Annotated in this window: 23 protein-coding genes and 1 tRNA gene; 10 read left to right on the top strand and 14 right to left on the bottom strand. The window is 63.0% G+C overall.

The annotated features are described in order from the left end of the window. Positions 1–36: 36 nt before the first annotated feature. Together C479_RS01310 and C479_RS01305 are read right to left on the bottom strand one after the other, a co-directional pair. Complete coding sequence (locus C479_RS01310) at positions 37–612, bottom strand: magnesium transporter (protein ID WP_007696664.1); 576 nt, start codon at positions 610–612, stop codon at positions 37–39. Then, positions 612–1,184: a magnesium transporter gene (locus tag C479_RS01305; protein ID WP_007696661.1), complete on the bottom strand. Its 573-nt coding sequence runs from the start codon at positions 1,182–1,184 to the stop codon at positions 612–614. The genes C479_RS01310 and C479_RS01305 overlap by 1 nt, the downstream gene beginning before the upstream one ends. A gap of 152 nt (positions 1,185–1,336) precedes the next feature. On the opposite strand from C479_RS01305, the gene C479_RS01300 reads away from it, so the two are divergent. After that, positions 1,337–3,619 (top strand): thioredoxin domain-containing protein, encoded by a 2,283-nt coding sequence (locus C479_RS01300; protein ID WP_007696658.1) that lies wholly within the window; start codon positions 1,337–1,339, stop codon positions 3,617–3,619. A 65-nt stretch (positions 3,620–3,684) separates the two neighbouring features. Here C479_RS01300 and C479_RS01295 read toward each other — a convergent pair whose 3' ends face one another. After that, positions 3,685–4,065 (bottom strand): TlpA family protein disulfide reductase, encoded by a 381-nt coding sequence (locus tag C479_RS01295; RefSeq protein ID WP_007696655.1) that lies wholly within the window; start codon positions 4,063–4,065, stop codon positions 3,685–3,687. Positions 4,066–4,240: 175 nt separating this feature from the next. Here C479_RS01295 and C479_RS01290 point away from each other — a divergent pair, with 175 nt between their 5' ends. Further along, complete coding sequence (locus C479_RS01290) at positions 4,241–5,233, top strand: PLP-dependent cysteine synthase family protein (RefSeq protein ID WP_007696652.1); 993 nt, start codon at positions 4,241–4,243, stop codon at positions 5,231–5,233. A 92-nt stretch (positions 5,234–5,325) separates the two neighbouring features. Then, entirely contained in the window at positions 5,326–5,736 is a 411-nt protein-coding gene (locus C479_RS01285; RefSeq protein ID WP_152415776.1) for a hypothetical protein, read from the top strand. Between the two features lie 141 nt (positions 5,737–5,877). Here C479_RS01285 and C479_RS01280 read toward each other — a convergent pair whose 3' ends face one another. Further along, positions 5,878–6,501: a hypothetical protein gene (locus C479_RS01280; RefSeq protein ID WP_007696647.1), complete on the bottom strand. Its 624-nt coding sequence runs from the start codon at positions 6,499–6,501 to the stop codon at positions 5,878–5,880. Between the two features lie 716 nt (positions 6,502–7,217). Here C479_RS01280 and C479_RS01275 point away from each other — a divergent pair. Further along, the gene (locus tag C479_RS01275) at positions 7,218–7,628 is read left to right on the top strand and encodes a type IV pilin (protein ID WP_007696645.1); all 411 of its coding nucleotides are present in this window, start codon (positions 7,218–7,220) and stop codon (positions 7,626–7,628) included. 786 nt (positions 7,629–8,414) lie between these two features. On the opposite strand, the gene C479_RS15955 is transcribed toward C479_RS01275, so the two are convergent. Together C479_RS15955 and C479_RS01270 are read right to left on the bottom strand one after the other, a co-directional pair. Then, positions 8,415–8,590: transfer RNA gene (locus C479_RS15955), tRNA-Trp, on the bottom strand. Between the two features lie 60 nt (positions 8,591–8,650). Further along, positions 8,651–8,872: a hypothetical protein gene (locus C479_RS01270; RefSeq protein WP_007696644.1), complete on the bottom strand. Its 222-nt coding sequence runs from the start codon at positions 8,870–8,872 to the stop codon at positions 8,651–8,653. Positions 8,873–9,389: 517 nt separating this feature from the next. On the opposite strand from C479_RS01270, the gene C479_RS15950 reads away from it, so the two are divergent. Then, positions 9,390–9,842, top strand: a complete 453-nt coding sequence (locus C479_RS15950) for a hypothetical protein (RefSeq protein ID WP_152415775.1) — start codon at positions 9,390–9,392, stop codon at positions 9,840–9,842. Positions 9,843–10,089: 247 nt separating this feature from the next. Here C479_RS15950 and C479_RS01265 read toward each other — a convergent pair whose 3' ends face one another. Beyond that, on the bottom strand, positions 10,090–11,016 hold the full coding sequence (locus C479_RS01265; protein WP_007696643.1) for a DUF5794 domain-containing protein: 927 nt from the start codon (positions 11,014–11,016) through the stop codon (positions 10,090–10,092). A gap of 327 nt (positions 11,017–11,343) precedes the next feature. Here C479_RS01265 and guaB point away from each other — a divergent pair, with 327 nt between their 5' ends. Together guaB and C479_RS01255 are read left to right on the top strand one after the other, a co-directional pair. After that, a complete protein-coding gene (guaB, locus tag C479_RS01260) occupies positions 11,344–12,846 on the top strand; it encodes an IMP dehydrogenase (protein WP_007696642.1) in 1,503 nt (500 codons plus the stop codon). 122 nt (positions 12,847–12,968) lie between these two features. Then, entirely contained in the window at positions 12,969–13,379 is a 411-nt protein-coding gene (locus C479_RS01255) for a hypothetical protein (protein ID WP_007696641.1), read from the top strand. A 47-nt stretch (positions 13,380–13,426) separates the two neighbouring features. On the opposite strand, the gene C479_RS01250 is transcribed toward C479_RS01255, so the two are convergent. The 6 genes from C479_RS01250 to C479_RS01225 form a co-directional block, all read right to left on the bottom strand. Continuing rightward, positions 13,427–15,160, bottom strand: a complete 1,734-nt coding sequence (locus tag C479_RS01250; RefSeq protein WP_007696639.1) for a YcaO-like family protein — start codon at positions 15,158–15,160, stop codon at positions 13,427–13,429. A gap of 98 nt (positions 15,161–15,258) precedes the next feature. Continuing rightward, complete coding sequence (locus C479_RS01245; protein ID WP_007696635.1) at positions 15,259–15,696, bottom strand: RNA-binding protein; 438 nt, start codon at positions 15,694–15,696, stop codon at positions 15,259–15,261. Positions 15,697–15,786: 90 nt separating this feature from the next. Continuing rightward, positions 15,787–15,978, bottom strand: a complete 192-nt coding sequence (locus tag C479_RS01240; protein ID WP_007696633.1) for a hypothetical protein — start codon at positions 15,976–15,978, stop codon at positions 15,787–15,789. Between the two features lie 167 nt (positions 15,979–16,145). Then, positions 16,146–17,144 carry a DHH family phosphoesterase gene (locus C479_RS01235; RefSeq protein WP_007696632.1) on the bottom strand — a complete coding sequence of 333 codons (999 nt, stop codon included), beginning with the start codon at positions 17,142–17,144 and terminating at the stop codon, positions 16,146–16,148. Positions 17,145–17,188: 44 nt separating this feature from the next. Continuing rightward, the gene (locus tag C479_RS01230) at positions 17,189–17,707 is read right to left on the bottom strand and encodes a hypothetical protein (protein ID WP_007696629.1); all 519 of its coding nucleotides are present in this window, start codon (positions 17,705–17,707) and stop codon (positions 17,189–17,191) included. A gap of 104 nt (positions 17,708–17,811) precedes the next feature. Continuing rightward, complete coding sequence (locus C479_RS01225; RefSeq protein ID WP_049907037.1) at positions 17,812–18,600, bottom strand: enoyl-CoA hydratase/isomerase family protein; 789 nt, start codon at positions 18,598–18,600, stop codon at positions 17,812–17,814. A 135-nt stretch (positions 18,601–18,735) separates the two neighbouring features. Here C479_RS01225 and C479_RS01220 point away from each other — a divergent pair, with 135 nt between their 5' ends. Further along, positions 18,736–20,112, top strand: coding sequence for an NAD(P)/FAD-dependent oxidoreductase (locus C479_RS01220; protein ID WP_007696622.1), 1,377 nt, complete (start codon positions 18,736–18,738; stop codon positions 20,110–20,112). A gap of 444 nt (positions 20,113–20,556) precedes the next feature. On the opposite strand, the gene C479_RS01215 is transcribed toward C479_RS01220, so the two are convergent. Continuing rightward, complete coding sequence (locus C479_RS01215) at positions 20,557–21,177, bottom strand: plastocyanin/azurin family copper-binding protein (protein WP_007696620.1); 621 nt, start codon at positions 21,175–21,177, stop codon at positions 20,557–20,559. 186 nt (positions 21,178–21,363) lie between these two features. Here C479_RS01215 and C479_RS01210 point away from each other — a divergent pair, with 186 nt between their 5' ends. Continuing rightward, on the top strand, positions 21,364–21,582 hold the full coding sequence (locus C479_RS01210) for a hypothetical protein (RefSeq protein ID WP_007696618.1): 219 nt from the start codon (positions 21,364–21,366) through the stop codon (positions 21,580–21,582). A 44-nt stretch (positions 21,583–21,626) separates the two neighbouring features. Further along, entirely contained in the window at positions 21,627–22,904 is a 1,278-nt protein-coding gene (gene hisD, locus C479_RS01205) for a histidinol dehydrogenase (protein WP_007696615.1), read from the top strand. The last annotated feature ends 54 nt before the right edge of the window (positions 22,905–22,958 follow it).

The following is a 22,958-nucleotide window of genomic DNA, read 5'->3' as shown; positions in this document are numbered from 1 at the left end:
TCGGAGTGTCGAGCGCTACGTACCGGCTTGGGTCTCTCACAGCCCAACGACGAGCGAAGCCACCGCGAGGAAGATGACGACGCCGAAGACGTCGATCAGGCTCGTGATGATCGGGATCGTCGTGTCGTCGGGATCGACGCCGAGTCGATACGAGCCGTAGGTCGCCGCGAAACTGAACACGACGACGAGTATCGCGATGGCGGTGCCGCTGCCGATCGAGATGGCGAGTAACACCGGGAGCGAGAGCGTCGATCCGATCATGAGTCCGACGAGGAACGCCCCCACGCCGAGGAGGGTGAAGATGGTGAGCGCTAGCGTGACGATCGCCACGACGTTCGCCCAGAGGTCGGGGTCGCGCACGTCGAGGTCGGTCATCCCCAGGTGAAACCGGGTCGTGAGCCGCGAGCTCAAGATGGCGCCGAGATTGCCGCCGGTCCCGATGATCGTCGGGACCATCACGGCGAGTAAGCCGTACTCCGCGAGGAGTTCCTCGGCCTCTTCGAGGGTGAGACCGGCCCAGAGGACGATCGCCGAGAGGACGACGAGCAGGGGAAACATCGTGCGGACGATCGATCGCGTCGACCAGGTATCGAGCTCGCCGTCCGCGCCCATCACGGGACGAGCACCTCCACGGCGACCACTGCGAAGAGGAGAAAGAGCATGCCGAAGATGTCGCCGAGAGTCGTCACGACTGGCCCGACGAGATTGTCGGGATCGTAGCCGCGTTCGAAGCCGACGAAGATAACTCCCAGCAGCCCGGCGACGAGGACGACGGCGGTCAGCACACCCGAGATCAGCATGATCGCAACGAGTTCGAAGAGTGTGGCGACCTCTCGGCCCAGCCCGTGGAGGACGAGCCACGTGAGGACCGCGATGACGATCGAGATGCCGATCGCGTTGACGAGCGAGGCCACGACCGCGTTGACGAGTCGATCGTCACGAGCGAACCGCGGTTCGATCACCCCCTGATGGAGGCCGCTCGAGATCCGCCCGCCGAGGGCGCCGTAGACGTTCCCGCGCGTGGCGAGGAACACGGGGATCATCACCAGCAATCCGGGAAAGTCAGCGACTTTCGGCACCATCTCCTCTAAAACCAGTCCGGCGAAGAGGCCGCCGAGCAGCGAGACGAGCAGGATCGGGAGTGCCTGGCGATAGATCGTCCAGGCCTCCGACCGAACAGACATAGCGGATTCACTCTCAGTCGGCTGTTAAACGTACCGGAGTCGAATGTCCATGTGCCCGTGAACGTGACCGGCGAAACGGTTTCACACGATCGTCGTCCGGTGGTGCTGGCCGCGAGGCCACTCCTTTTGAACGCGCTGCGTGTAGGGAGGATATGACCGATCCGCTAGCGCGTAATCGACTCGACGAGGAGGCGAGTCCGTATCTCCGCCAGCACGCCGACAATCCGGTCAACTGGCAGCCGTGGGACGAGCGAGCGCGTTCGGCGGCCCAGGAGCGCGATCGACCCATCTTCCTCTCGATCGGGTATTCAGCGTGTCACTGGTGTCACGTGATGGAAGCAGAGAGCTTCGCCGACGAGACCGTCGCCACGGTGCTGAACGAGGGATTCGTCCCGATCAAGGTCGATCGCGAGGAACGGCCCGACGTCGACAGCATCTACATGACCGTCTGCCAGGCGGTCACCGGTCGCGGGGGGTGGCCCCTCTCGGCCTGGCTTACGCCGGACGGCCGCCCGTTCTACGTCGGGACGTACTTTCCACGCGAGGCTCAGCGCGGTACACCGGGATTCCTCGAACTCTGCAGGCAGATCCGCGTTTCGTGGAGCGAGAATCGCGACGAGATCGAGTCTCGCGCCGACGAGTGGACGGCGATGGCGGCGGACCGACTCGATTCGGCGGCCGCTGCGGGGAACGAATCGTCGTCGACTCCGGCACCGATCTCGGCTGATACAGGTAGCCCGATCGATGGGGGACTCGACGCCGACGGGCCCGACGCACTGGAGCGAGTCGGTGAGGCGGCACTTCGGGCCAGCGACGACGAGCACGGTGGGTTCGGTCGTGGCGGGCCCAAGTTCCCACAGCCACGTCGCGTCGAATCCCTCCTCCGTCTCGATGCAGCTCACGACCGGCCGAACGCGCGCGAAACGGCGACGCGGGCGCTCGATGCGATGTGCTCGGGCGGCCTGTACGATCACGTCGGCGGCGGCTTCCATCGCTACTGCGTCGACGAAGACTGGACGGTGCCACATTTCGAGAAGATGCTGTACGACAACGCCGCGATTCCCCGCGCGCTTCTCGCCGGCTATCAGGTCACCGGCGACGACCGCTACGCGCGGACGGTTCGCGAGACCGTCGACTTCCTCGAACGGGAACTGCGCCATCCCGAGGGCGGCTTCTACAGCACGCTCGACGCCCAGAGCGAGACGGAATCGGGTGAACGAGAAGAAGGCGCGTTCTACGTCTGGACACCAGCCGAAATCGAGTCGGCGGTAGCCGAGGCTGGACTGTCGGACGAAAGCGGGGCGCTGTTCTGTAATCGGTTCGGCGTCACTGACTCGGGGAACTTCGAGGGGTCGACGGTGTTGACCGTCGAGGCGTCCATCGAGGACCTGGCAACCGACTACGGGTTGGCGCCATCGACGGTCGAGGATCGACTCGACGCCGCCCGGACGGCCGTCTTCGAGGCCAGAGCGACGCGACCGCGCCCACCGCGTGACGAGAAGATACTCGCCGGCTGGAACGGACTGGCGATCGACATGCTCGCGGAGGCCTCGATCGTCCTCGGGACCAGCGGACGCGAAGCAGCTACGAACGCGGCGTCGGCCGGCGGTGCGTCGGACGGACCGTCGGGTGACGACCGATACGCGCAACTCGCGACAGATGCGCTGGCGTTCGTCCGCACAAATCTCTGGGACGACGACACCGGCCGACTTGCCAGGCGCGTCCGAGATGGGGACGTGGGAATCGACGGCTACCTCGAAGACTACGCGTTCCTCGCCCGCGGTGCGCTTACGTGTTACGAGGCGACGGGTGAGGTCGAACCCCTCGCGTTCGCTCTCGATCTCGCCCGCGCGATTCGTCGGGACTTCTGGGACGAGTCAGCCGAGACGTTGTATTTCACGCCGGAACGCGGCGAATCGTTGCTCGTCAGACCGCAGGAACTAGGCGATCAGTCGACGCCATCACCGACCGGCGTCGCAGTCGAGATACTGGCGATGCTCGATCCGTTCACAGCCGAACCCTTCGGCGAGATGGCACGCCGAGTCGTCTCGACCCACGCGACCGAAATCGAAGAATCACCGTTCGAATACGTCTCGCTGTCACTGGCACAGGATCTCGTCACACACGGGCCACTCGAAGTGACGACCGTCGCGGACGGACGACCGATGGAATGGGAACGTACTCTCGGGCGGACGTACCTCCCTCGACGCCTACTCGCCCCCCGACCGGCGTCGTCGGCGATGCTCGACGACTGGTTGGACGTGATCGGGCTCGACACGGTCCCACCGATCTGGGCCGACAGAGAACAGCGTGCGGACGAACCGACGGTCTACGTCTGTGCGGATCGGGTCTGTTCGCCGCCGGAGCACGATCTGGCGACCGCACTCGCGTGGCACGACGGAGAGGAGTCCACGTCTGAGGGGGCACCGTTCTAATTTCCCCGTGCGACGTGGCACCGTTCTACCTTCCCCGTGCGACGGTACTCCGTTTTGAGCCAGTATCAGACTGGTTCGGCCCACTCCTCGATCGCGTCGGCGAGGTACGTCGCCGGGGGAACGGGTTCTGACTCGACGAAGCGGGCCACCTCGGTTCCGTCGTCCGTCTCAACGACGATCGTCGGTATGTACTCGATCCCGTACGCTTCGACCCCTTCCCCGGCTTTGTTCTGGTCGACGGGTCGTACGTCGATGCGGTCGTCGGGGACGGATGCGGCCTCGAGGGCTGCGCCGAAGTCGGGCAGGGTAGATCGGCAATCGCCGCACCAGTCGGCGCCCCAGATGCGGTAGGTCAGGTCGTCTCGGTGGGCTTCGATCGTCTCGACGACGTCCTCGTAGGACGCGTCGTCCCACGCCGGATTCGGGCGGAGCGTTTCGAGTTGCACGACAGGGACTACTGGACAGGCAGAGTTAACGCCCGCGGTTAGCGGAACTCGTTGCCGCGCATTGTGAGACCCCTACAGTGAGCGCTTTGCGAAAACCCCTGCTCGGCCAATGTCTCCATCGGCGATATTTCCGTCCTCCAGCAGTGGTTTACGTCTCCCGTCCGTACTCTCGCCGATGAGAAACGGTATCCTGGACACCATCGGGTCGCCGCTGGTGGCACTCGATAGCCCGCCGGGTGCGACGGTCGCGGCGAAACTCGAGTCGGCGAATCCGGGTGGGTCGGCCAAGGATCGGGCGGCGATGGGGATGATCCACGCGGCCGAACAGGCTGGCGAGATCGAACCAGGGGATCGACTCGTCGAACCGACGAGTGGGAACACGGGGATTGGACTCGCACTCGTCTCCGCGGCTCGTGGTTACGACCTCACGATCGTGATGCCGGCGGGCAAATCCGCGGAGCGCCGGCAGGTGATGGCCGCCTACGGGGCCGAGATCGAACTGGTCGAAGGTGACATGTCAGACGCGCGCGACCGCGCGGACGAGATCGCCGCCACGGGCGCCGTTCAACTCGGCCAGTTCGACAACGAGGCCAACCCCGATGCCCATTATCGAACAACGGGGGTCGAATTACTGGAGCAGATTGGCGACCGGTCGATCGACGCATTCGTCGCTGGCGTGGGGACCGGGGGCACGATCACCGGCATCGGTCGCCGCGTTCGGGAGCGGTTTCCGGACGCCGAGATCGTGGCGGTCGAACCGGAGCGAAACCCGGTACTCTTGACCGGTGAGTCCGGCGACGACGAGTACCAGGGCATGGGACCAGGCTTCGTGAGCGAGAACCTCGATCGGTCGCTGATAGACACGGTCGAAACCGTCGCGCTCGAGGACGCCGAGGACGAGTGTCGCCGACTCGCCCGAGAGGAGGGCATCCTCGTCGGCCAATCGAGCGGGGCCACCAGCCTCGTCTCGCGGGCCGTCGCCGACCGGATCGCGAACCCGGCCCAGCCTTGCCCCGAGCTTCCGGATGCGCTCGATAGCCAGTTCGGCGACTTCGAGGACGGCCGAGCTGCTCGCACCGACGGCGGTGACGGGACGGACTGCCCGCTCGTCGTCACGGTCTTCTGGGACAGCGGCGAGCGCTACTTTTCGACCGGTATGTTCGAGTGAGCAATGTGGCCGTCGTCACCCCTGGCCCGAGCACGGATGTCAGTCACACCGAAGGGTGACGGTTTTGGTCGATGACGTCGAACGACCGGGTAATGGTTGACGAGCAACTGGATGGGCCGCCAGTGGCCGTGCTTCCGGACGTCGAGACCGGCGACGAACTCGATCTGTACTTCGATCGGTACAACGAGGGGTACGACGAAACTCCCCAGTCGCCGGTCACTTGTACGGCTCTATCGATCGAGACGAAGGAATTGACGCTGGAAAACGCGCTGCTCCCCGGGACGTTGCGCTCGATCACACTTACAGTCCCTGAAGACGACGACACCGCGAACGAATACTGGATCGAACATCGGACCGAGTACGACGAGGACGGCGAGCGCCAGTCCGTCAGCGCGTTGCTCTACGAGGCCGACTTGCTCGGGACGATGACGACGACCGGTGACGTCGGCCACATCGATCGCGTAGTCGTCCACCGCGAAGTCGAATCCGAATCGGACGAGTAGGCAGGTGGGAACATTTGGAAAGAGGTCTTCGTGTATATGCCGCGGAAGTAGGTGTGGCGATCCTATCGGTCGAAAAGGGGGACAGCCGTCTCTGGGTAAGTTGGTGTCGAACTGAGAGACAAATTCGTCGCGAGTCGGTCGTTATCGGCTCGCCGTCGCGCGGCCGCTCTGTTCGGCGGCGTTCTTTCGGAACCCGAAGATGGCCAGCAGCGCGAGCAGGACAACGACAGCGCCGGCCACGGAGTTGACGATCTCGAGCGTTCCCGAGTGGACGTCGGTGAGCTGGGGCAGTGCGATGACCAGCACCCCCATGACGGCGGCCAGCAGCGGGAGGCCGATCGCCGCGGCGGCGCCCTCCCCGTGTTTCATGGCTGTGACGGAGCCGGCTACGGCGATGGTGAGGCCGAGGCCGAACTGCATCCACATGGTGAGACCTGCCCCGGTGAACAGCACCGGGCCCCAGAAAAGGAAGACGCCGAGGCCGGCGAGCAGTCCCGCCGCGCGGACGGCGTTGCGACCCGCGAACGTCGAGTCAGGGTCGGTCGTCGCGGCACCCGAGTCGGCGGCCGTCTGTTCGACGGACGTCGATTCGGGGGTGTGTTCGTCGTTTGTCGTGGCGACACTATCCCCATTGCTTGTCGAGGCAACGCTGCCCTCGTCGGTCGTCGAGTCGGCCGGGTGGTCACTCGATCCGCCGTCGGCGTCGAGCGTGCCGGTCGACGACTCCTCGTCTGAGACCGGGTCGCTGTTTTCGGATTCGCCCATACACGCCCGTTGGAACTGGGGGTATGTGAATTTGCCCACTTCGTCCCGGGAGACGGGAGCCGAGACGGAGGACGTCTCACACCCGCCAAAACGGGTTTCAACCGGCGGCTGAGCCACTGAATCGCCAACGGATGTCGGATCGAGCCGTGAGCGCTTGAGTCGGTTGGGGAAGCGATCGAAGTCGGATCTGCAACGTCTCACTGTTGGGCTTTTTCGCACTCGAACGGACGTCATCCCTACGCGACGTGGTGACACTGAATCCAGCCGGGCCGGACAGCGACCTATCCTGACAGCGATCGTGAGAGAATTGTGGTGCGTTCGAGGCGCGCGCCAGAACGGTCCACCCCGTCACGACATCCACACACGATTTCGACGCCGTGACGAATCGATCGTCGAAACGCCCATAACCTATATCTATCTGAACGAATAGCGGCGACCCCCTCGATATCGACGACCTCAGAGCCTTCAAGACTCGCTTGGAAAGGTACAATCGTCGTCGCAAACCTACAAGCAGTGCTACCAGATTTTCAGTGACAGTCACGAATTCTTGACTAGCAGATAGATTTATACGATCCCCGTGCCGTCACTTCGTCGTACCCGGCACTGGACAGAGAACGATGGTGTAGGGGGCACGGACCAGGCGTCCGCCACCCGCGGCGGACGGTCCATCTCCTCCGATATACGTTTTCTGTTCGTTCAGCCGTGGACGAACAACAATGATGGACGGAAAAACACTCCGCGACAAACTCGTTGGATCGGAAGACGAACGCGCCGTATCCCCCGTGATCGGCGTCATCCTGATGGTTGCTATTACGGTTATTCTGGCAGCTGTCATCGCAACGCTCGTGATGGACTTCGGTGACAGCACCGACAGTCCGATTAATGCCCAGGTAGATTATGACCTGGATACCGACAACGACAGCGTGACGCTGACTATTATGGAACCTGGTGAGGCTTCATCGTTCGATCTTCGTGGTGCAATGGATACGTCGGCTGGATTCTCCAATATTCAAACTGGTGAATCCGTAACGGTGTCGACTTCATCACTTAATTCCGGCGATGAAGTGAACATCATCGCAATTGATGGAGATCGGGAAGAAAATGCCGGTTCCTTCACCTGGCCCTAACGGCTAGGCACTGCGGCCTCGATTTATCGTATTGACTTTTTTGCCGTACTGCGATGGTCACTAGCCGTTAGTATTTGTCCGAATTCATAGCAGACATGGAGCATCTCTTACTAATTTCGAGATATTCATTATGCCTAAATTTTCTATGGCATATGTGTATTGAACCAAGGCCATATGAAACGAACTGTCACCGATATCGACAGTTCACAGCTGGGCTAGTTGGTATTAGTTTGGAGGTTGCATTGAGGCCACACCGACAATAGTGACACCGAGTCAGAAACAGTCCCCCTTGAAGGCGATAATCCGGCCGGTAGTAATAGGTGAAATGCCCTACCGATCAATGCACTGGTTGACTCTGCTGTGTCGGATGAGGAAGTTACGCCAACTGTAGTTGAATCAGGCGTTGCCTCACATTCATCCTTCGCGGTGAAATTGAGGGACTCGATGCGTATACCGAAGGTGATGAAATTCTGGATAGTGGGATTAGAACGATTTGGTCACCAAACTTGTCTGGGAGTGGTGAGGTCCCAGTAGTTGGTTCGCCGATGACAGTGATGGGAAAGAGCTGGTGAGGAGTTTTTATTATTGGGTACTGACAGTAATCATCTGGCTCTTCTCTGCTCGAAAACGGCTAGAGATCAGCAATTACACCGAACCCCTCAAACAGCACCGTCAAAACAGAGTTGAAGGGATTGTGAACCGCGAGAACATCTTTGTTCGTTGTCTGGGCTTATATCCCCTCTTGTTCAGGTTCTACTGCTTGCAACGTTGTTCACAGCAGAAGTATGGGGTCGGAGGGATTTGAACCCCCGATTGACTGATATCTCCGGACCCACCTCGGAACTCCAGAGGGTCATCACACGAGCGGTGATCAGCCACTCGATCAGTATATCAGCTGGAGTGTCGTCCCGGGCGGGTATGCCTCTGGAGTCAGTCGCCATGCCTGGCTTGGCCACGACCCCTCAAATCTGGGTAGGTGCAAGTGCCCTAAAGTGGTTTCGATTCGGGTGGCGACGAGTCGGTTAGTCGGAGCGGTTCTGTTCGACCGCTTCTCGGTCGAACTCCAGCATCCCCATAGCGGCGACGCAGTCGACGCAGACGAGCTTCTTCGAGTCGATGTAGTACTCTGCGTTTGTTCCCTGGTGGAGGGCCTCCAGGCGGACCCAATGGTCTGCCGTAAGCCCGACCTCGCAGCGCTCGCAGGCCGGATCTGGTGTCGGCTCGTCGTACTCGTACCGACCCATCTCAGATCACCTCCGGATTTTGCGATCGATGTCGCTCTCCGATGTGCTCCGTGGAATCTGAGGAATTGTGGGTGTACAGCGGGCGCTGGCAGTACGAAGGTCGTGCGAGAGCCTTTTGTCTCGGTGGTGTCTTTCGGAACATGGTAACCAAAGCGGTGGTCGCTTTGGAAGCCACGCCTCGGGTGCGAGGACACCCGGGGCATTTCTCTGCGCAGCCCTCTGCGACGGATGGAGACGTGGGCTTCCACTGTCAAGTACTGTGTGCTGAATATTATATTTATTGGATGTGGGTGGAATTTGAACCCTGATAGTGGATCTCCGCGACCTCCAAGTTCCCTAACTTTGCACCCTGGCATGGACATTGTACTGGAGAAAACTGGATAGACACACTGTTCTCGATAAATGGGGTGGTTGAGCGAATATCGCCCGCCTCACGTTAGCGCGACTGACCAACGAATAAACTGCCTCCTTAGGGTAAATCAAAGTGTTATTAATTGGAATCCGACTGATGATTCATATGGCATCACCAACTCGCTCAGGTGGACCGGACCGGCGTCGATACCTCCAACTCGCGGGCGCACTCGTTGGCGTCAGTACAGCGGGTTGCCTCGAATCCCTCGGTGGCGACAGCGACGAGCAGGAATCTGAGAGCCCAGAATCCGACAATTCGGCGGATGAAAACGACTCAGCGGAGGAATCGACTCCCGGTTCGCCGATCAACGCGATGGTCCAGTCGTCCGTATCAGATGGGGAGGTGACACTGAGCGTCGCCGCCGCAGGCGCTGCCTCACATTTTGTCCTCCGGGGAGATATTGGAGGTGTCGAAGACTATGCTGACGGCGAGGAGATTCTGTCAGGGGGGACAGGTTCGACGTGGTCGTCGCCGCTGCAAGGGAGCGGAACGGTTTCGGTGATCGGTGTCGCCGCTAATGGCGACGGGCGAGAGCTGGTTGGAAGCTTTACGTATTGAGGCGCGCTTGACTTTCTCGAGAACTCGGGTGAGTGTACCCAATCGAAGTCGCTCACCGCTGAATAGACTCATAGTTTCCCCGGACCACAGCGTTACCACTTCTGCTGACTCCTCGATGAGGACACGAGTAACGTGCACGACGGCCTCGTATCTGGACAGTCGGTGTGGACGTGGGATACGCGATTGGAAGAATGCATTCAGCTCTCATTCCCACATTGAGGCCCCTGATGAGATCCTCGTGTGCAACCTACATCCACGGCGCGCGGCCGGCCGTGTCTGTTCCGTCGTCGCTGGGGTAGGGATCGTAGGTGGCAGACGCCTCAGCTGGGGAATCTTCCTCACCGGTTCCTGTCGTGTCATCGCGCGGGCGACGAACGCCGCCGTCAGTCCGGTGCGCGCGATCGCCAGCCGACGCAGTCGGCTGCTTTGCAGCAGTGTCGCCCCCTTCTTCACCATCGGGATCGAGGGCGAACAGCCCGGCGACGACCAGGACGGCCAGCGGTGCCTGTCCGAAGGCCATCCCCAGCAGGGATAGCGGGAGGATCCCCAGCGCGAGGGCACAGCCGAAGCGGAAGCGATCCACGTCGACGTAGGCACGAAGCACCGGCCCGAAGACGGCCAGCGCGAGGGCGAAGCCGACGCCGATGCCGGCCGCCAGGAGCGCGTTTGCGACCAGCATCGGATCCGCGAGGATCTCGAACGTGGCGCCCGCTGGGTCCAGGCTCGCCAGCAGACCCAGGGCGATGATCACGCCGGGACCGGGCAGATACTCGCCGATGCGGGCGCTGGCCGTCTTGGCAGCGATGGCCGCGATGACGAGGGCAGCGAAGCGCTCGAAGGTCACCAGATCGAGAACGCTCGCGATCGACGGGGCGATGGCCGCCTGGAGTGCCGCGATCAGGATCAGTGGGATGCCAACGACGAGGACCGTCCGCGCCTGTTCGCGCGGCGTTCCGTCCATCTCGCCGAGGACGACAGCGACCGTGGCGCTGCCGCCGAAGATCAACAGGCCGATTTGGATCGCGTCGAGCGGGTTCTCCAGTGCTCCGGCGAGAACGAGCGCCGGGAAGATACCGTCGATCAGGGGCAGGCCCATCACGAGCGCGAGTAACGAGCGATCGGACTCGCCGAGGCTGGATAGGCGCCTGGCGATCGGATGCGTGGACGCACTCATCGGTCAGGGACGATGGCCATACCCCGTGGCCGATGGGTGGTGGGTGTCACGATCACGGACCTTCGAGAGCCGGCGGCAGAGCCAGTCTCGCCCGCGAATCGGTACCCGTGCTGTGAGCGGGTTCATCCGGAGAGCGGCGACGAAGTCAAAACTCGTCCAGCCAGCGTTTCCGGAATCTGAGGCCATCACAGCGTTCATGTGGGAAACGACGGGTCGTGTTTTAGTAAGCGTTGCGTGAGAGAGGATTTCACGTCACGTATCCCCACTATTCGAGTCGAGACGACCGAATCTCGCAACGTTTTTGGGTGGCCCAGTCGGACAGTTTACATGGCGAACGATCTTCCATCGGACGAGTTCTTTACGGACAAACTACGGGTACCCGAGGCGCTGACATTCGACGACGTGTTGCTCCGACCGAAAGAGAGCCACGTCGAACCCGACCAGGCCGATCTCACTTCGCAAATTTCGACCAACGTCGAGGTGTCGATCCCGATCCTCTCGGCGGCGATGGACACCGTTACGGAGAGCGGACTGGCCATCGAGATGGCCCGGCAGGGTGGCCTCGGTGTCTTGCACAGAAACATGACGATCGACCGGATGGTCGAAGAGATCGATCGCGTCAAGCGCGCCGACGAACTGATCATTTCCCTAGACGATGTCGTCACCGCCAATCCTGAGATGTCCGTCCGCGAAGTCGACGAGCTGATGGCCCGGGAGGGCGTCGGCGGCGCCCCCGTGGTCAACACCCGCGGTGAGGTTCTCGGCATCATCTCGAGCACTGACATCCGCCCGCATCTGGAAGTCAACGAGGACGACCCCGTCACGGAGGCGATGACCGACGAGGTCATCACGGCCCACGAGGACGTCGACTCCCGCGACGCGTTCGACTTGATGTACGAACACAAGATCGAACGGGTGCCGGTCGTCGACGACGAGAACCTTCTCGTCGGACTCGTCACGATGCAGGGCATCCTCCAGCGTCGCGAGTACAAAGACGCCGTTCGCGACGAGGATGGCCGCCTGCGTGTCGGCGTCGCGGTCAGTCCGTTCGAGCTTGATCGAGCCGAGGCCGCCGACGACGTCGACGCGGACGTCCTCTTCATCGACACCGCCCACGCGCACAACCGGAACGTCATCGAGGGGGCGAAGGAGATCAAAGAGAGCGTCGACGCTGACGTGGTCGTCGGAAACGTCGGCACGCGCGAGGCTGCTGCGGAACTCGTCGACTTCGCCGACGGGATCAAGGTCGGCATCGGCCCGGGCTCGATCTGTACCACGCGTGTCGTCTCCGGTGCCGGCATGCCACAGATCACCGCCGTCGCGCAGGTCGCCGATGTCGCCGCGGAACACGACGTACCTGTCATCGCCGACGGCGGCATTCGCTACTCCGGCGACGCGATCAAGGCCGTCGCGGCCGGCGCCGACGCCGTCATGCTTGGGTCGTACTTCGCGGGCACGGACGAGGCTCCGGGCCGCGTCGTCACGATGAACGGCAAGAAGTACAAGCAGTACCGCGGGATGGGCTCCGTCGGTGCGATGAAATCCGGCGACACGGAACGCTACCTCAAGGAGGACCCCGACGAGGAAGACGAGTACGTCCCCGAAGGGGTCGAGGCGGCGACACCCTACAAGGGAACGCTCAAATCCGAGCTTCACCAACTCTCCGGCGGCATGCAGTCCGGGATGGGTTACGTCGGCGCCGAAACCGTCCCCGAGTTCAAAGAGCGCGCCGAGTTCGTCCGGGTCTCCAGCGCCGGCCAGGCGGAGGGCCACGCCCACGACGTCGTCATTACCGACGAAGCGCCGAACTACTCGCCACAGTCTGAGTAACGCCACCGACACGCAATCGACGGCCACGTCATCCGCAGGTCGATTCTCACCGTGGGGCGTCCGGCGTCTGCCGCGGGGCCAAAATGGTAACACTAAGGGATTCTCGACGGCTAGGCCCCTGTGTGAACCGACGTACGCTACTTGCCGGGGCCGGTGGGATCTCTGCGTTCGGGCTCGTAGGCTACTTCATCTACGCGTTCTCGCTGAGCATGCCGATCTTGCTCACCGGACAGAACGAAACCGACTCACCGAAAGGCGTCGTCGTCACGGTGACCGAACTGGACTCGAACCGGAAGAACATCGACACGCCGGTGACGATTCCCGTCGACGCCACCGCAACGATCGGACGCGTCCCGAATTCCGATTCACAGGCCAGCGTCAAACTCGTCGAGTTGGCCGGCGACGGTGAGGAGGAACCGGACGAAGACGCGGTCATCGACGAGGCGACCGAACTGCTCGGACCCGAAACGAAACAGCTCACGATTACGGTCACCGACGACGGCCTGGATCTCGATCTCAGCCTTCGGGAGTGATCGAATCGGAACGATTGACGGAGAGAGTAGCCGACGGCTGCAGTGCGTCAGGGATACGGGTGTGGCGGCCCGTCGAGGCGTGGTTCGGTGCCCAGTGTTTCCGGCACGGTGCGCGCTCGTTCTCCAAAGTAAGGGTTTGCCGTAAACAGCGGCTGTGCAGTCGGAACGATCACGCGCACGGCTTCGAAGCCGAGCGCCGCGACGTCGCGTGTGGTGAGGCGGGCCGCGTACGGCGTGAGTCCTGCATCGGTGAGCCGTTCGACGAGAGTCTCGACGGCTTCAGTTCCGGACGGAACTGGGTCTGGTGACACCGACGCCGCGTCGACGGTTTCCGACGTGTCGAGAAATTCCCGGGCAGCAGCGGGGAACGATCCGTAGTGGCCGATCCAGGCGCCCGCGTCGGTCGCCTCGTCCGGGCCGATCGAGCGAAGTTCCATCCAGTTCTGCGTTGCTTCGGCGAGCGCACTCCGTGCAGCGGCCGTGGCGTCGAGGTCCGCTGCCGATCCGACTGCGAACGCCGGCCAGTCGCCGTCCTCACGATGGACGGCGACGGAGACGACCGGTACGTCGACGTCCTGTGTGACGAGGAGCGGTGTGACTGCCAGTCCCTCGCTTTCGACCCGGCGAACGACCGTTTGGAATCGCTCGTCGCTCACCGAAAGTTCGACGGGATCGGCCGTCGAGAACCACGAGAGCATCGTCGCGTCCCGTTCGACGATCTCGGTCAGGCCCGCCACGAGTGCGTCGGCGGTCGACGATCCGAGTCCGAGGCCGGTCGTGATCTGCGGGACGTAGCCCGGACCGGGTTGGGGGAAGTGGACCGCATCCGCCGGGAGGGAGGTCTGCTTGCCGGTCGAGAGATCCACGCCGTCGACCCAGCGCGAGTCGGTCGACGGATCGAACGCGGGTGTGTCGTCCGGGCTGACGATTGCCGTCGGTTCAAGGACGGCATCGAGCGTCTCGGCGGCCGCAACGACGAAGTCTTCCTCGCGGTAGACGCCTGCGCAGTACCGCTCTAGCCCCTCCCCGATCGCTTTGGCGAACGCCCGATTCCAGTCGTCGTCGACGCCGGCCGCGTTCGTGGGTGCGGTGGCGTCGCTATAGGCACCGGTATTCGCGAGCGTGGCAAGGTAGTACGGCACCGGATAGGAGTCGATCTCCCCGATCGATTTGCACAGACCGATCCGCTCGTCGATCGCCTGGTCCATCGCGTCGACGGTTTCGTCGAGCGCCAGCCCCGATTCGTCGGTCCGATCGATAGCGCGGTCTCGATCATCTGCCTGACACGCACAACCCGGGACGGGAAGCAGGACGCGTTCCGTGTAGGGCAGTTCGGTTACGGTCGCGAACGGTGCGTTCGTCCCCTGTTCTAGGGTTCGAACGCACTCGCTGCCGGCGATTGCGCCGGCCAAGCGGACGGTCCGACGGGAGCCGCTCGGTTTCGACCCGCCAGTGTCGCTCTCGCGTGTCGATCGAACCCGATCCCGGAGACACCCAAAGCAGGCCGTTTTCGGACCGAACACCGACACCGACGCATCGACGGTATCGATCGGCTGCCCGCCGACGCCGCCCACTTCGACGGCGATCCAGGTCGTTTCGCCGCTCCGGGCGTGCCGGTTCGCCGCTTCAAACGTCTCCGAACCGGCCACCCCGGCAACGACGCCGACGGGTGCCTGAGCCAGTTCGTCGACGGTCGCCGATCGCACGTCGATGTCCACGTCAGTCAGTGCTGCCCCCACTTCGTCTCGAACCGGATCGCCACCGACGACGGGTACGTCCATGTGCGCTCAATTCAACCGGTCGCGTCAAAAGTGCCGTGCTCCCAATCGACTCACGGGAACGAGGCGAGTGCACGTGACCGTGAGGGATGTCGACTCGCTCACTCGCTTTCGTCGAGGTCGGTGAGGATGTCACGGGCGTTCTCGATGGCGGCCTCTCTGGTCGCCGGGTAGGCCTCCAGCTTCCCGCGAAACGTGATGCCGTCGCCACGACTGACGGTGCCGTTGAACGCCGCCTGTTTGTCGAGCGTGAGGAACAGCTCCGTGTTGTCGGTGACGCGGTCGTCGAGTTCGTCTATCACCTGGGTAAGTGCTGGAAGTGACGCCAGTTGCGTCAGGACGTGACGAATCTCGTCAGCCCGTTCGACCCGAACGGAGTAGATCAGAATCCGGTCCCCGTAGTGGCCCGCCGTCTCGACCCTGTCGAGTTCGACGTCCTCGGGAAGGAACAGGCGGAGGGCCTGTTCGACGCGCTTGTCGTCCTCGGTAGCGTAACAGAACGCACGCAGATCGACGTAGTGTAGTGGAATGCTCGACATGGGTCGGTCAGTGGAAGTTGTCGACAGGGGGTAGCCGCTGGGGTGCGGTTATGCCCGGGCTGGGACCCCGTCAGTGATGGTCGGTCCGTGTTACTCGTCGGCGTCGTCGGCGGCCTCGAGGGCGTCTTCCGGGACGCCGGATTCCTGGCCGTCCTCGAAGCTGATCGTGTAGGTGACGTCACCGAACATCGATTCCATCGTCTGCGTGACGGTCCCCGTTTCGCCGTCGAACTCGCTGTGTTTATCGGAGAGTACGACCTGATCGTCTTCCTCGAAGCTCATACCTGCCATTTCGCGTCTGTCTGTAAAAAGGAAGTGATTCGACGTACGTCAAGACGCTCGCAGGGAAACAGCTGTGGTGGGACACCGCTCGAATATCCGCACAGTGTCCGTCCCACTACTCGAACATGTGACTATGCCCGATCGACCCGTCATACACCGTCACACGGTCACGCCGGTGCCAGTCGGAGTGCCTCGAAGAATCTGCGTTCGATTCGTGGTGAGAGCATGGAGATGAGCGCCTCGCAGTCGTCAGCCTCCGCATAATCGCTGAAAATTCCGAGGTCGATGTGGCCACCGCCCATATCGTGATGGCCGCCCGCTGTCCCCAGTGGATCGAACGCCTGGTCGAGCGTCCGCCCGACGTTGACACGTGGATCGACTGATCTGGCGGAAAGTCGGATCGCCTCCCCGACGATTCCGTACGCCAGGACCGTGTTGACGCCTTCGACGTTCAGCAAGTAGTCTGCGGCCTGCGGAAGCGCGTCCGTTTCCGGCGTTCGACCGACGTTGGCGACGAGTGCAGAGCCGCGTCGGGTGCGCGAGCGGATCGCTTCGCCGATCGCGTCGATCGTCGCCGGTGTGAACGCACTCCCGTACAGTTGTTCGAGTGAATCGAGATCCGCGTCGTCGTAGACGGCGAGTGCGGCTTCGTACTCCGCCCGCGTCGGCTCACGAACGAAGTCCAGTCGTTCACGGTGAAGGGCAAACAGCAGCGCCGTGGCCATTCGTCTGGTGAGTTCGATTTCGAGGGCCTGGAGATACTCGACGAAAATCGTCGCGGTCGCACCGTACGTCGGTCTGATGTCGACGAATGGCGCGTCCACGGCCGGTGCCGGGTGATGATCGACGATCGCGTCCGGTTCGATTCCCGCATCGACGGTCGAGACGCTGTGACGTGCGTGATCGACGAAGGCGACGAACCCGTCGGGGTCGACCTCGCCGTCGTGATCGACGGAGATGTCGAGCATGTTGACGAACGCCCGATTTTGCTGATGGGAGATCTCACCGCCGTAGACGATTCGTGAGGAGGGGACGTCCCGGGAGCGAGCGATGTGTTCGAACGCGAGGGCGCTCGCGAGGCAATCGGGATCCGGATTGTCGTGACAGACGATCGTGACGGTCGACTCGTCGACGAGCATCGCAGCCAACGTCTCCGCTCGCGACATAGGCCGTATACGCGATCGATGGCAATGAAACCCGAGTTGGTCGCTCACTCGGTGTGCTCTCGCTTCTCGGACCCGACGACACCACCAGTAACCTCGTCATCATCTCTATCTGCAGGGGCGTCAACCGAACGTGGGACCAGTTGACCGTCCTCAGTGACGAACTCCTGTTCGGGTGGCAGTTCCCGAGACACGTCGATCGGGGCCGTCACCGATAGTCTGGCGAAGCCCGCCGCGATCAGTGCTGACAGGAAGCCGAGGAACGTCAGCGCCGAGCCGATGTCGGGGTCGACGACGAGCGCCCCGAGCGGGATCGCGATCATCGCAATCGCCGCACACCACATCGAAAAGATGAGTCCCCGGCCGCTTCGGAGGGAGACCGACCCGCGAATCACCTGCACCAGGGTTCCGAACGCGGCGACGGGTGCGACGATCCAGAGCAGCCCGATCGCGATCGGCCGAGTCCCGTCGATGAGCGAAAAGAGCACGACCATGAGGGCGAAGACGAGGAGCCCGATGTGTCGGGACCCGATCGCCCGTCCGGCCGATTCGTCGTTCGCAGCCATACGGAGTGCAATTCACGGGGCCGACAAATACGCACTGGTCGGCAGTGGGCCAGATTCCCGCGACGCTGTTTCGTCACGTCGGCCCGCGTCCGACGGATTGGGCGTTAGTGGCCGGTGAACGTCGGTTCCTCGTCCTCGAAGAAGGTTCCGACGCCGGTGGCGTAATCGTCGGTCTCGGTGAGTCCGGTCACGCCGTCACGCTCGTGACGGAGGTGATCGTCGAGCGAGCGGTTCGCTCCCTCGAACAGCAGTTGGCGAATCGTCCCGAATGCCTTCGTCGGGCCCGACGCGAGCTCGGCGGCGACCTCGGCGAGCCGGTCGTCGAATGAGTCGCCGGGAACGGCTTCGGTAACCAGCCCCGCGTCGACGGCCTCGATCGCGTCGAATCCTTCGTTCAGCAACGCGAACCGCTGAGCGCGACGCAACCCGAGGAGTCGGGGGAGGAGCCAGGTGATTCCACCGTCTCCGGAGAGCCCGATCGACGGGTACGCGTACTGGATGCGGGCCTCCTCCGACATGATCGCGATGTCCGACGCGAGGGCCAACCCGAGGCCACCGCCGGCGACGATGCCGTTGATCCCGGTGACGACGGGTTTCGGCGCGCTCGTCATGGTCCGGACGCTGGCGTGGAGCGGGTCCGCGACCGAGTCGATGACCGCCTCGTCCCGCTCGTCACCTTCGAGGCCGGCCAGGTCGGCCCCGGTGTTGAACGTCCCGCCAGAGCCCGTCAGGACGAGACAGCGAACGTCGTCGTCCGCCGAGAGGTCCGCGAGAGCCGTCGCGATGGATTCGGCCATCTCCGGCGTCATCGCGTTGTGTTTCTCCGGCCGATCCATCGTAACCTGGCCGATCTGGTCTGTGATCTCGACGGTCACGTGCGGTGAGTCGGTCATACTACACGATCCGACCCGGTCCATAAAAAACGGCAGTGATTCGACGGTCCCGGCGACGGTTTTTGGGATGGATTAGGCGCCTCACCGTTGGGACGTTTCAGACTGCTTATTAGGGGTGATTGTGTGGTCCGCCGTATGGAACGCGTAGACGTCGCGATCGTGGGTGGCGGCCCAGCGGGCGCAGCAGCTGCGGAGCAGGCCGCTGCCCACGGTGCCGAGACGGTCTGTCTCGAACAGGGGGTTCCCCGGGAAGACCGCGAGGAACTCGGTCCCGATTCGACGGACGCAGCGGGGATGCTCGACTACTGGGTGGATATCATGGACGAGGACTACCAGGCAATTCCCGACGACGTCATCCTGCAGGAACTGTCGGGAACGGATTTCGTCGGTCCCTCGACCACTGTCTCCCTCGATACGACGGGCATGGACTCGTCCTATCCAGGATTCGGCTTTACCTTCCACCGCGCCCGGATGGACGACTGGCTCTACGAGCGAGCCCGCGACGCCGGGGCCGATATCCGCGTCGGCACGAGCGTCTCCGCTCTCGAAACCGACCTGTCGACGAGCGGCCCGACACACACGCTCACCCTCTCTGGCGGGGACGAACTGGAAGCCGACCACGTCGTGCTGGCCGACGGTCCGCAGCGTCGGATCACCATGGACGCGCTGGATCAGTTCACGCCACCGGGATCGAGTATCGCCGACCAGCTGTCGCCACCGACGGCCAATCATATCGCCTACCAGGAGTATCGTGAGTTCCCCGAGGAAATCTTCCCCGAAGACCGACTCAAATTCTGGTGGGGCTGGATGCCCGGCGAGACGGCCTACCCGTGGGTGTTCCCGAACGATGGGACGGTCGCCCGCGTTGGGCTGACGATGCCCATCGGCATGACCCTGGACGACGTCGCCCATCCCGAGTCCTATCGACTGCTGGATCCGTCGGACGACGGCATCCCGTCGGGGGCGACGTACGTCGATCGACTGCTCGAAACCGTCTACGGCGACGAGTACGACGTCGAATCCGACATTCCGCGCGTCGAAGACCGTGGGAAGTCGAAGGGAACCGAAACGTACCCGATCTCCTCGACCCGACCGATCGACTCACCCGTCGACGCCGGGATCGCCGTAGCAGGCGGTGCGATGGGGACCACCTCGGCGTTCCACGAGGGTGGCTACCACGTCGCCGTTCGTACCGGCAAGATCGCCGGTCGACTCGCCGCGAGGAAGCAACTCGGCACCTACAACGACGTCTGGAAGCGGGCCATCGGGAGCGAAGTGGCGCGAAACGTCTCCTTCGCCGACATCGTCGCCGACTACGCACCCGACGACTGGGACCGCGTCTTCGGCGTCGCGAACGGCATGATCGGCGACGGTGACGGTCGCAGTCTACTCTCGAGAGGCTATTCGGCCGGCATCGGCGCGAGCAAACTTCTCCTCGCGTACAAACGCCGAAAGTTCGGCTACCGAAACGGCGGCTACGTGCAGTTCGCCGAGGACGACTACGTCTACTGACATATCCCCGAGCGGCCATACCATCTTCGTCGAGCCTGCAATCGACCAACGAGAAACGTTTTCAGCACGTACTTCGTAGCACGACTGCGTACCTTAGTCCCCAACAGAGCGTATCCACACGGCAGCGATGACGGTATTGGAGAACCCGGGTACGCGACACACTGCTGGCGGCTTCCGCCGCCAACCCAGCGTGATTCCTGACGGAATCGCGCACGCCCGGCGGCTATCGCCGCCGTGGCATCCGGCGGTTCTTTCGAACCGCCCGCCCGGCACGAGGGTTAGCCAGCTAACACGGCACGCCGCCTGGGATGAGGCTGGACGTTAGTGTTCCGGGCGACATCTTCTACACGTAGAGAGTGGTGCCGCGGGAGTGCACTGGTCGGTTCTCACGACAGCGACCGGTGGGCGGGTTCACGATGCGATACCGGACGGACCCAAGATGACTTACTCGACCGAAATCTCGCCGACCATCGTCGTCTGATGGGGTTGACAGACGTACTGTGCCATCTCGTCGCTCGCCTCGAACTCCAGCCACTGATCGTCGCCGGGTTCCGTGACGACCTCGGTCGAGAGGTCGTCGACGACTTCGTCGTTCGAGTCGCGGATTTCGATGTTGTGGCCGGCGCCGTCGCCTTCGGACCAGCCAATCTCGTAGGTTTCGCCGCTCTGGAGAGTCAGTGGTGGATTCTCCTCGTCTGCTATCGAGTCCGGAGCGATGCCGACCCAGGCTGTCGTCTCGGCGCTGAAATCGATCGTCGTACCCGGTTCGATGGCGCCACTTGCACCACCGCCGCCAGTGTCGCTCTCGTTCCCCTCGGATTCGTTACCGGCTGTTTCGTTACCGTCCGTTTCGTTTCCACCGACATCAGATTCGTTGTCTCCGCCGCCGACCGTTTCGTTCTCGTCTGTGCCGGTATCGTTGCCGGTACCTCCGTTCGTGCCATCGCCGTTTTCGTCGTCTTCGGGCCCGCCGCCGTCCGAACAACCGGCCAACCAGGCGATCCCCATCGCCGCACCGATTCGTTTGAGTGTTTTTCGTCGTGACGACGGTGTTCGTGAAACCATGCCCCGTTCTATTTCATCGGCCCAGATAATGCCCTACTCAGGCCACGATACCAGTTTCTGGCGGACTGTCTTCGACCGGGACTGTTACGCCGAGCAATCGCCGGTTTCGAGGCCGTTTCCGATCGCTCAGATCGAACCGATGGCCAGATCCGCAGTTTCATACTGGGAGGGGCCATCGATACAGGTATGGACCGCGACGGGTTCGTCAAGACGGCCATACTGGCGTTCGGACTGGTCATCGCTAGTTTTTTCGTACGCGGATTCGGGCAACTGCTCGTCGGTCCCGACGCGGCCGATATCGCCCGAACACCGTTCTTACTGGGAGGGTTCTGTCTCGTCGTCTACCTGTTCGTTCGTGCGACGCTCGACTGGATCGGCCTCTGGTCGATCGACGACCCACAGTGAGCGCAGAGAGAAACCGTTTTTCCCGCCCTCGCCGAAGCACGGCCATGACCATCGACGTGCGGGAACTCGCCGATCTCGGGCCGACGGACCGGGCGGCACTGTTCGAACGGGACGCTGGAATCGACGCCATCCGCGCTGACGTCGCGTCGATCGTCGATCGGGTCCGGGAGGAAGGCGACGTCGCCGTCCGCTCGTTCACCGAGGAGTTCGACGACGTCACCGTCGGGAACATCGAGTGTACCGATCAGTGTGAACGAGCCTGGGAGTCGCTTCCGGCCGACGTCACTGACGCGATCCAGGAAGCGATCGAGAACGTGGAATCGTTTCACCGCGCGCAGGTGCCAGCGGACTGGCGCGAAGAGTTCGACGACGGGCGCGAACTCGGCCGGCGGTTTCGACCGATCGATCGCGTCGGGGTCTACGTCCCCGGCGGCGCGGCCGCGTACCCCTCGAGCGCGATCATGGGCATCGTTCCGGCGGTCGTCGCCGGCGTCGATCACATCGCCGTCACGACGCCACCCGCAGACGAACCGAACCCCGTCACGCTCGGAGCGATACACGCGGCCGGTGCGGATGCGGTGTACAGCGTCGGTGGCGCACAGGGGATCGCCGCCCTCGCGTACGGAACGGAGTCCGTCGATCGGGTGCAGAAGGTCGTTGGGCCGGGCAATCGCTGGGTGACGGCGGCGAAAGCAGCCGTGCGCGGTGACGTGGAAATCGACCTCCTGGCGGGACCGAGCGAGGTGCTGGTGCTGGCCGATGAAACCGCAGACCCGGAACTGGTCGCGAGTGAACTACTCGCCCAGGCCGAACACGACCCGAACGCATCAGTCGTCGCGGTGACAGATGACGATGAGACTGCTGTGGCCGTAACCGATGCCATCGACGCACAGCTCCCCGACCGAAGCCGGTCCGACATCATCGAGGAAGCCCTCTCCAGCGACGCCAGCGGGGTCCTGCTCGCACGCTCGATGAGCGAGGCCATCCTCTTCGCCGAATCCTACGCGCCCGAGCACCTGGCCATCCTCGCGGCCGACGACGAGGCGATCCTCGACCGCATCGATAGCGCCGGGAGCGTCTTCCTCGGGCCGCACACGCCCGTGGCCGCGGGTGACTACGCCAGCGGCACGAATCACGTTCTGCCGACAAGCGGCGGGGCACGGGTGACCGGAGGCCTTTCAGTTGACACCTTTCTCAGGGCGACCACCGTCCAGCGGCTGTCTCGAGACGGCCTGGACGACCTCTCGAAGACAATCACCACGCTCGCTGATGCCGAGGGGCTCGAGGCGCACGCCGAGAGTGTTCGTCGTCGAACCGACTGAGTCGCCGGTCTGGTCTCGACCGACTCATTTTGCTCCGCAACAGCGGTGAGCCCG

The sequence above is a fragment of the Halovivax asiaticus JCM 14624 genome (assembly GCF_000337515.1).
GTDB lineage: Archaea > Halobacteriota > Halobacteria > Halobacteriales > Natrialbaceae > Halovivax > Halovivax asiaticus.
This window is presented reverse-complemented; position numbering and strand designations above follow the sequence as displayed.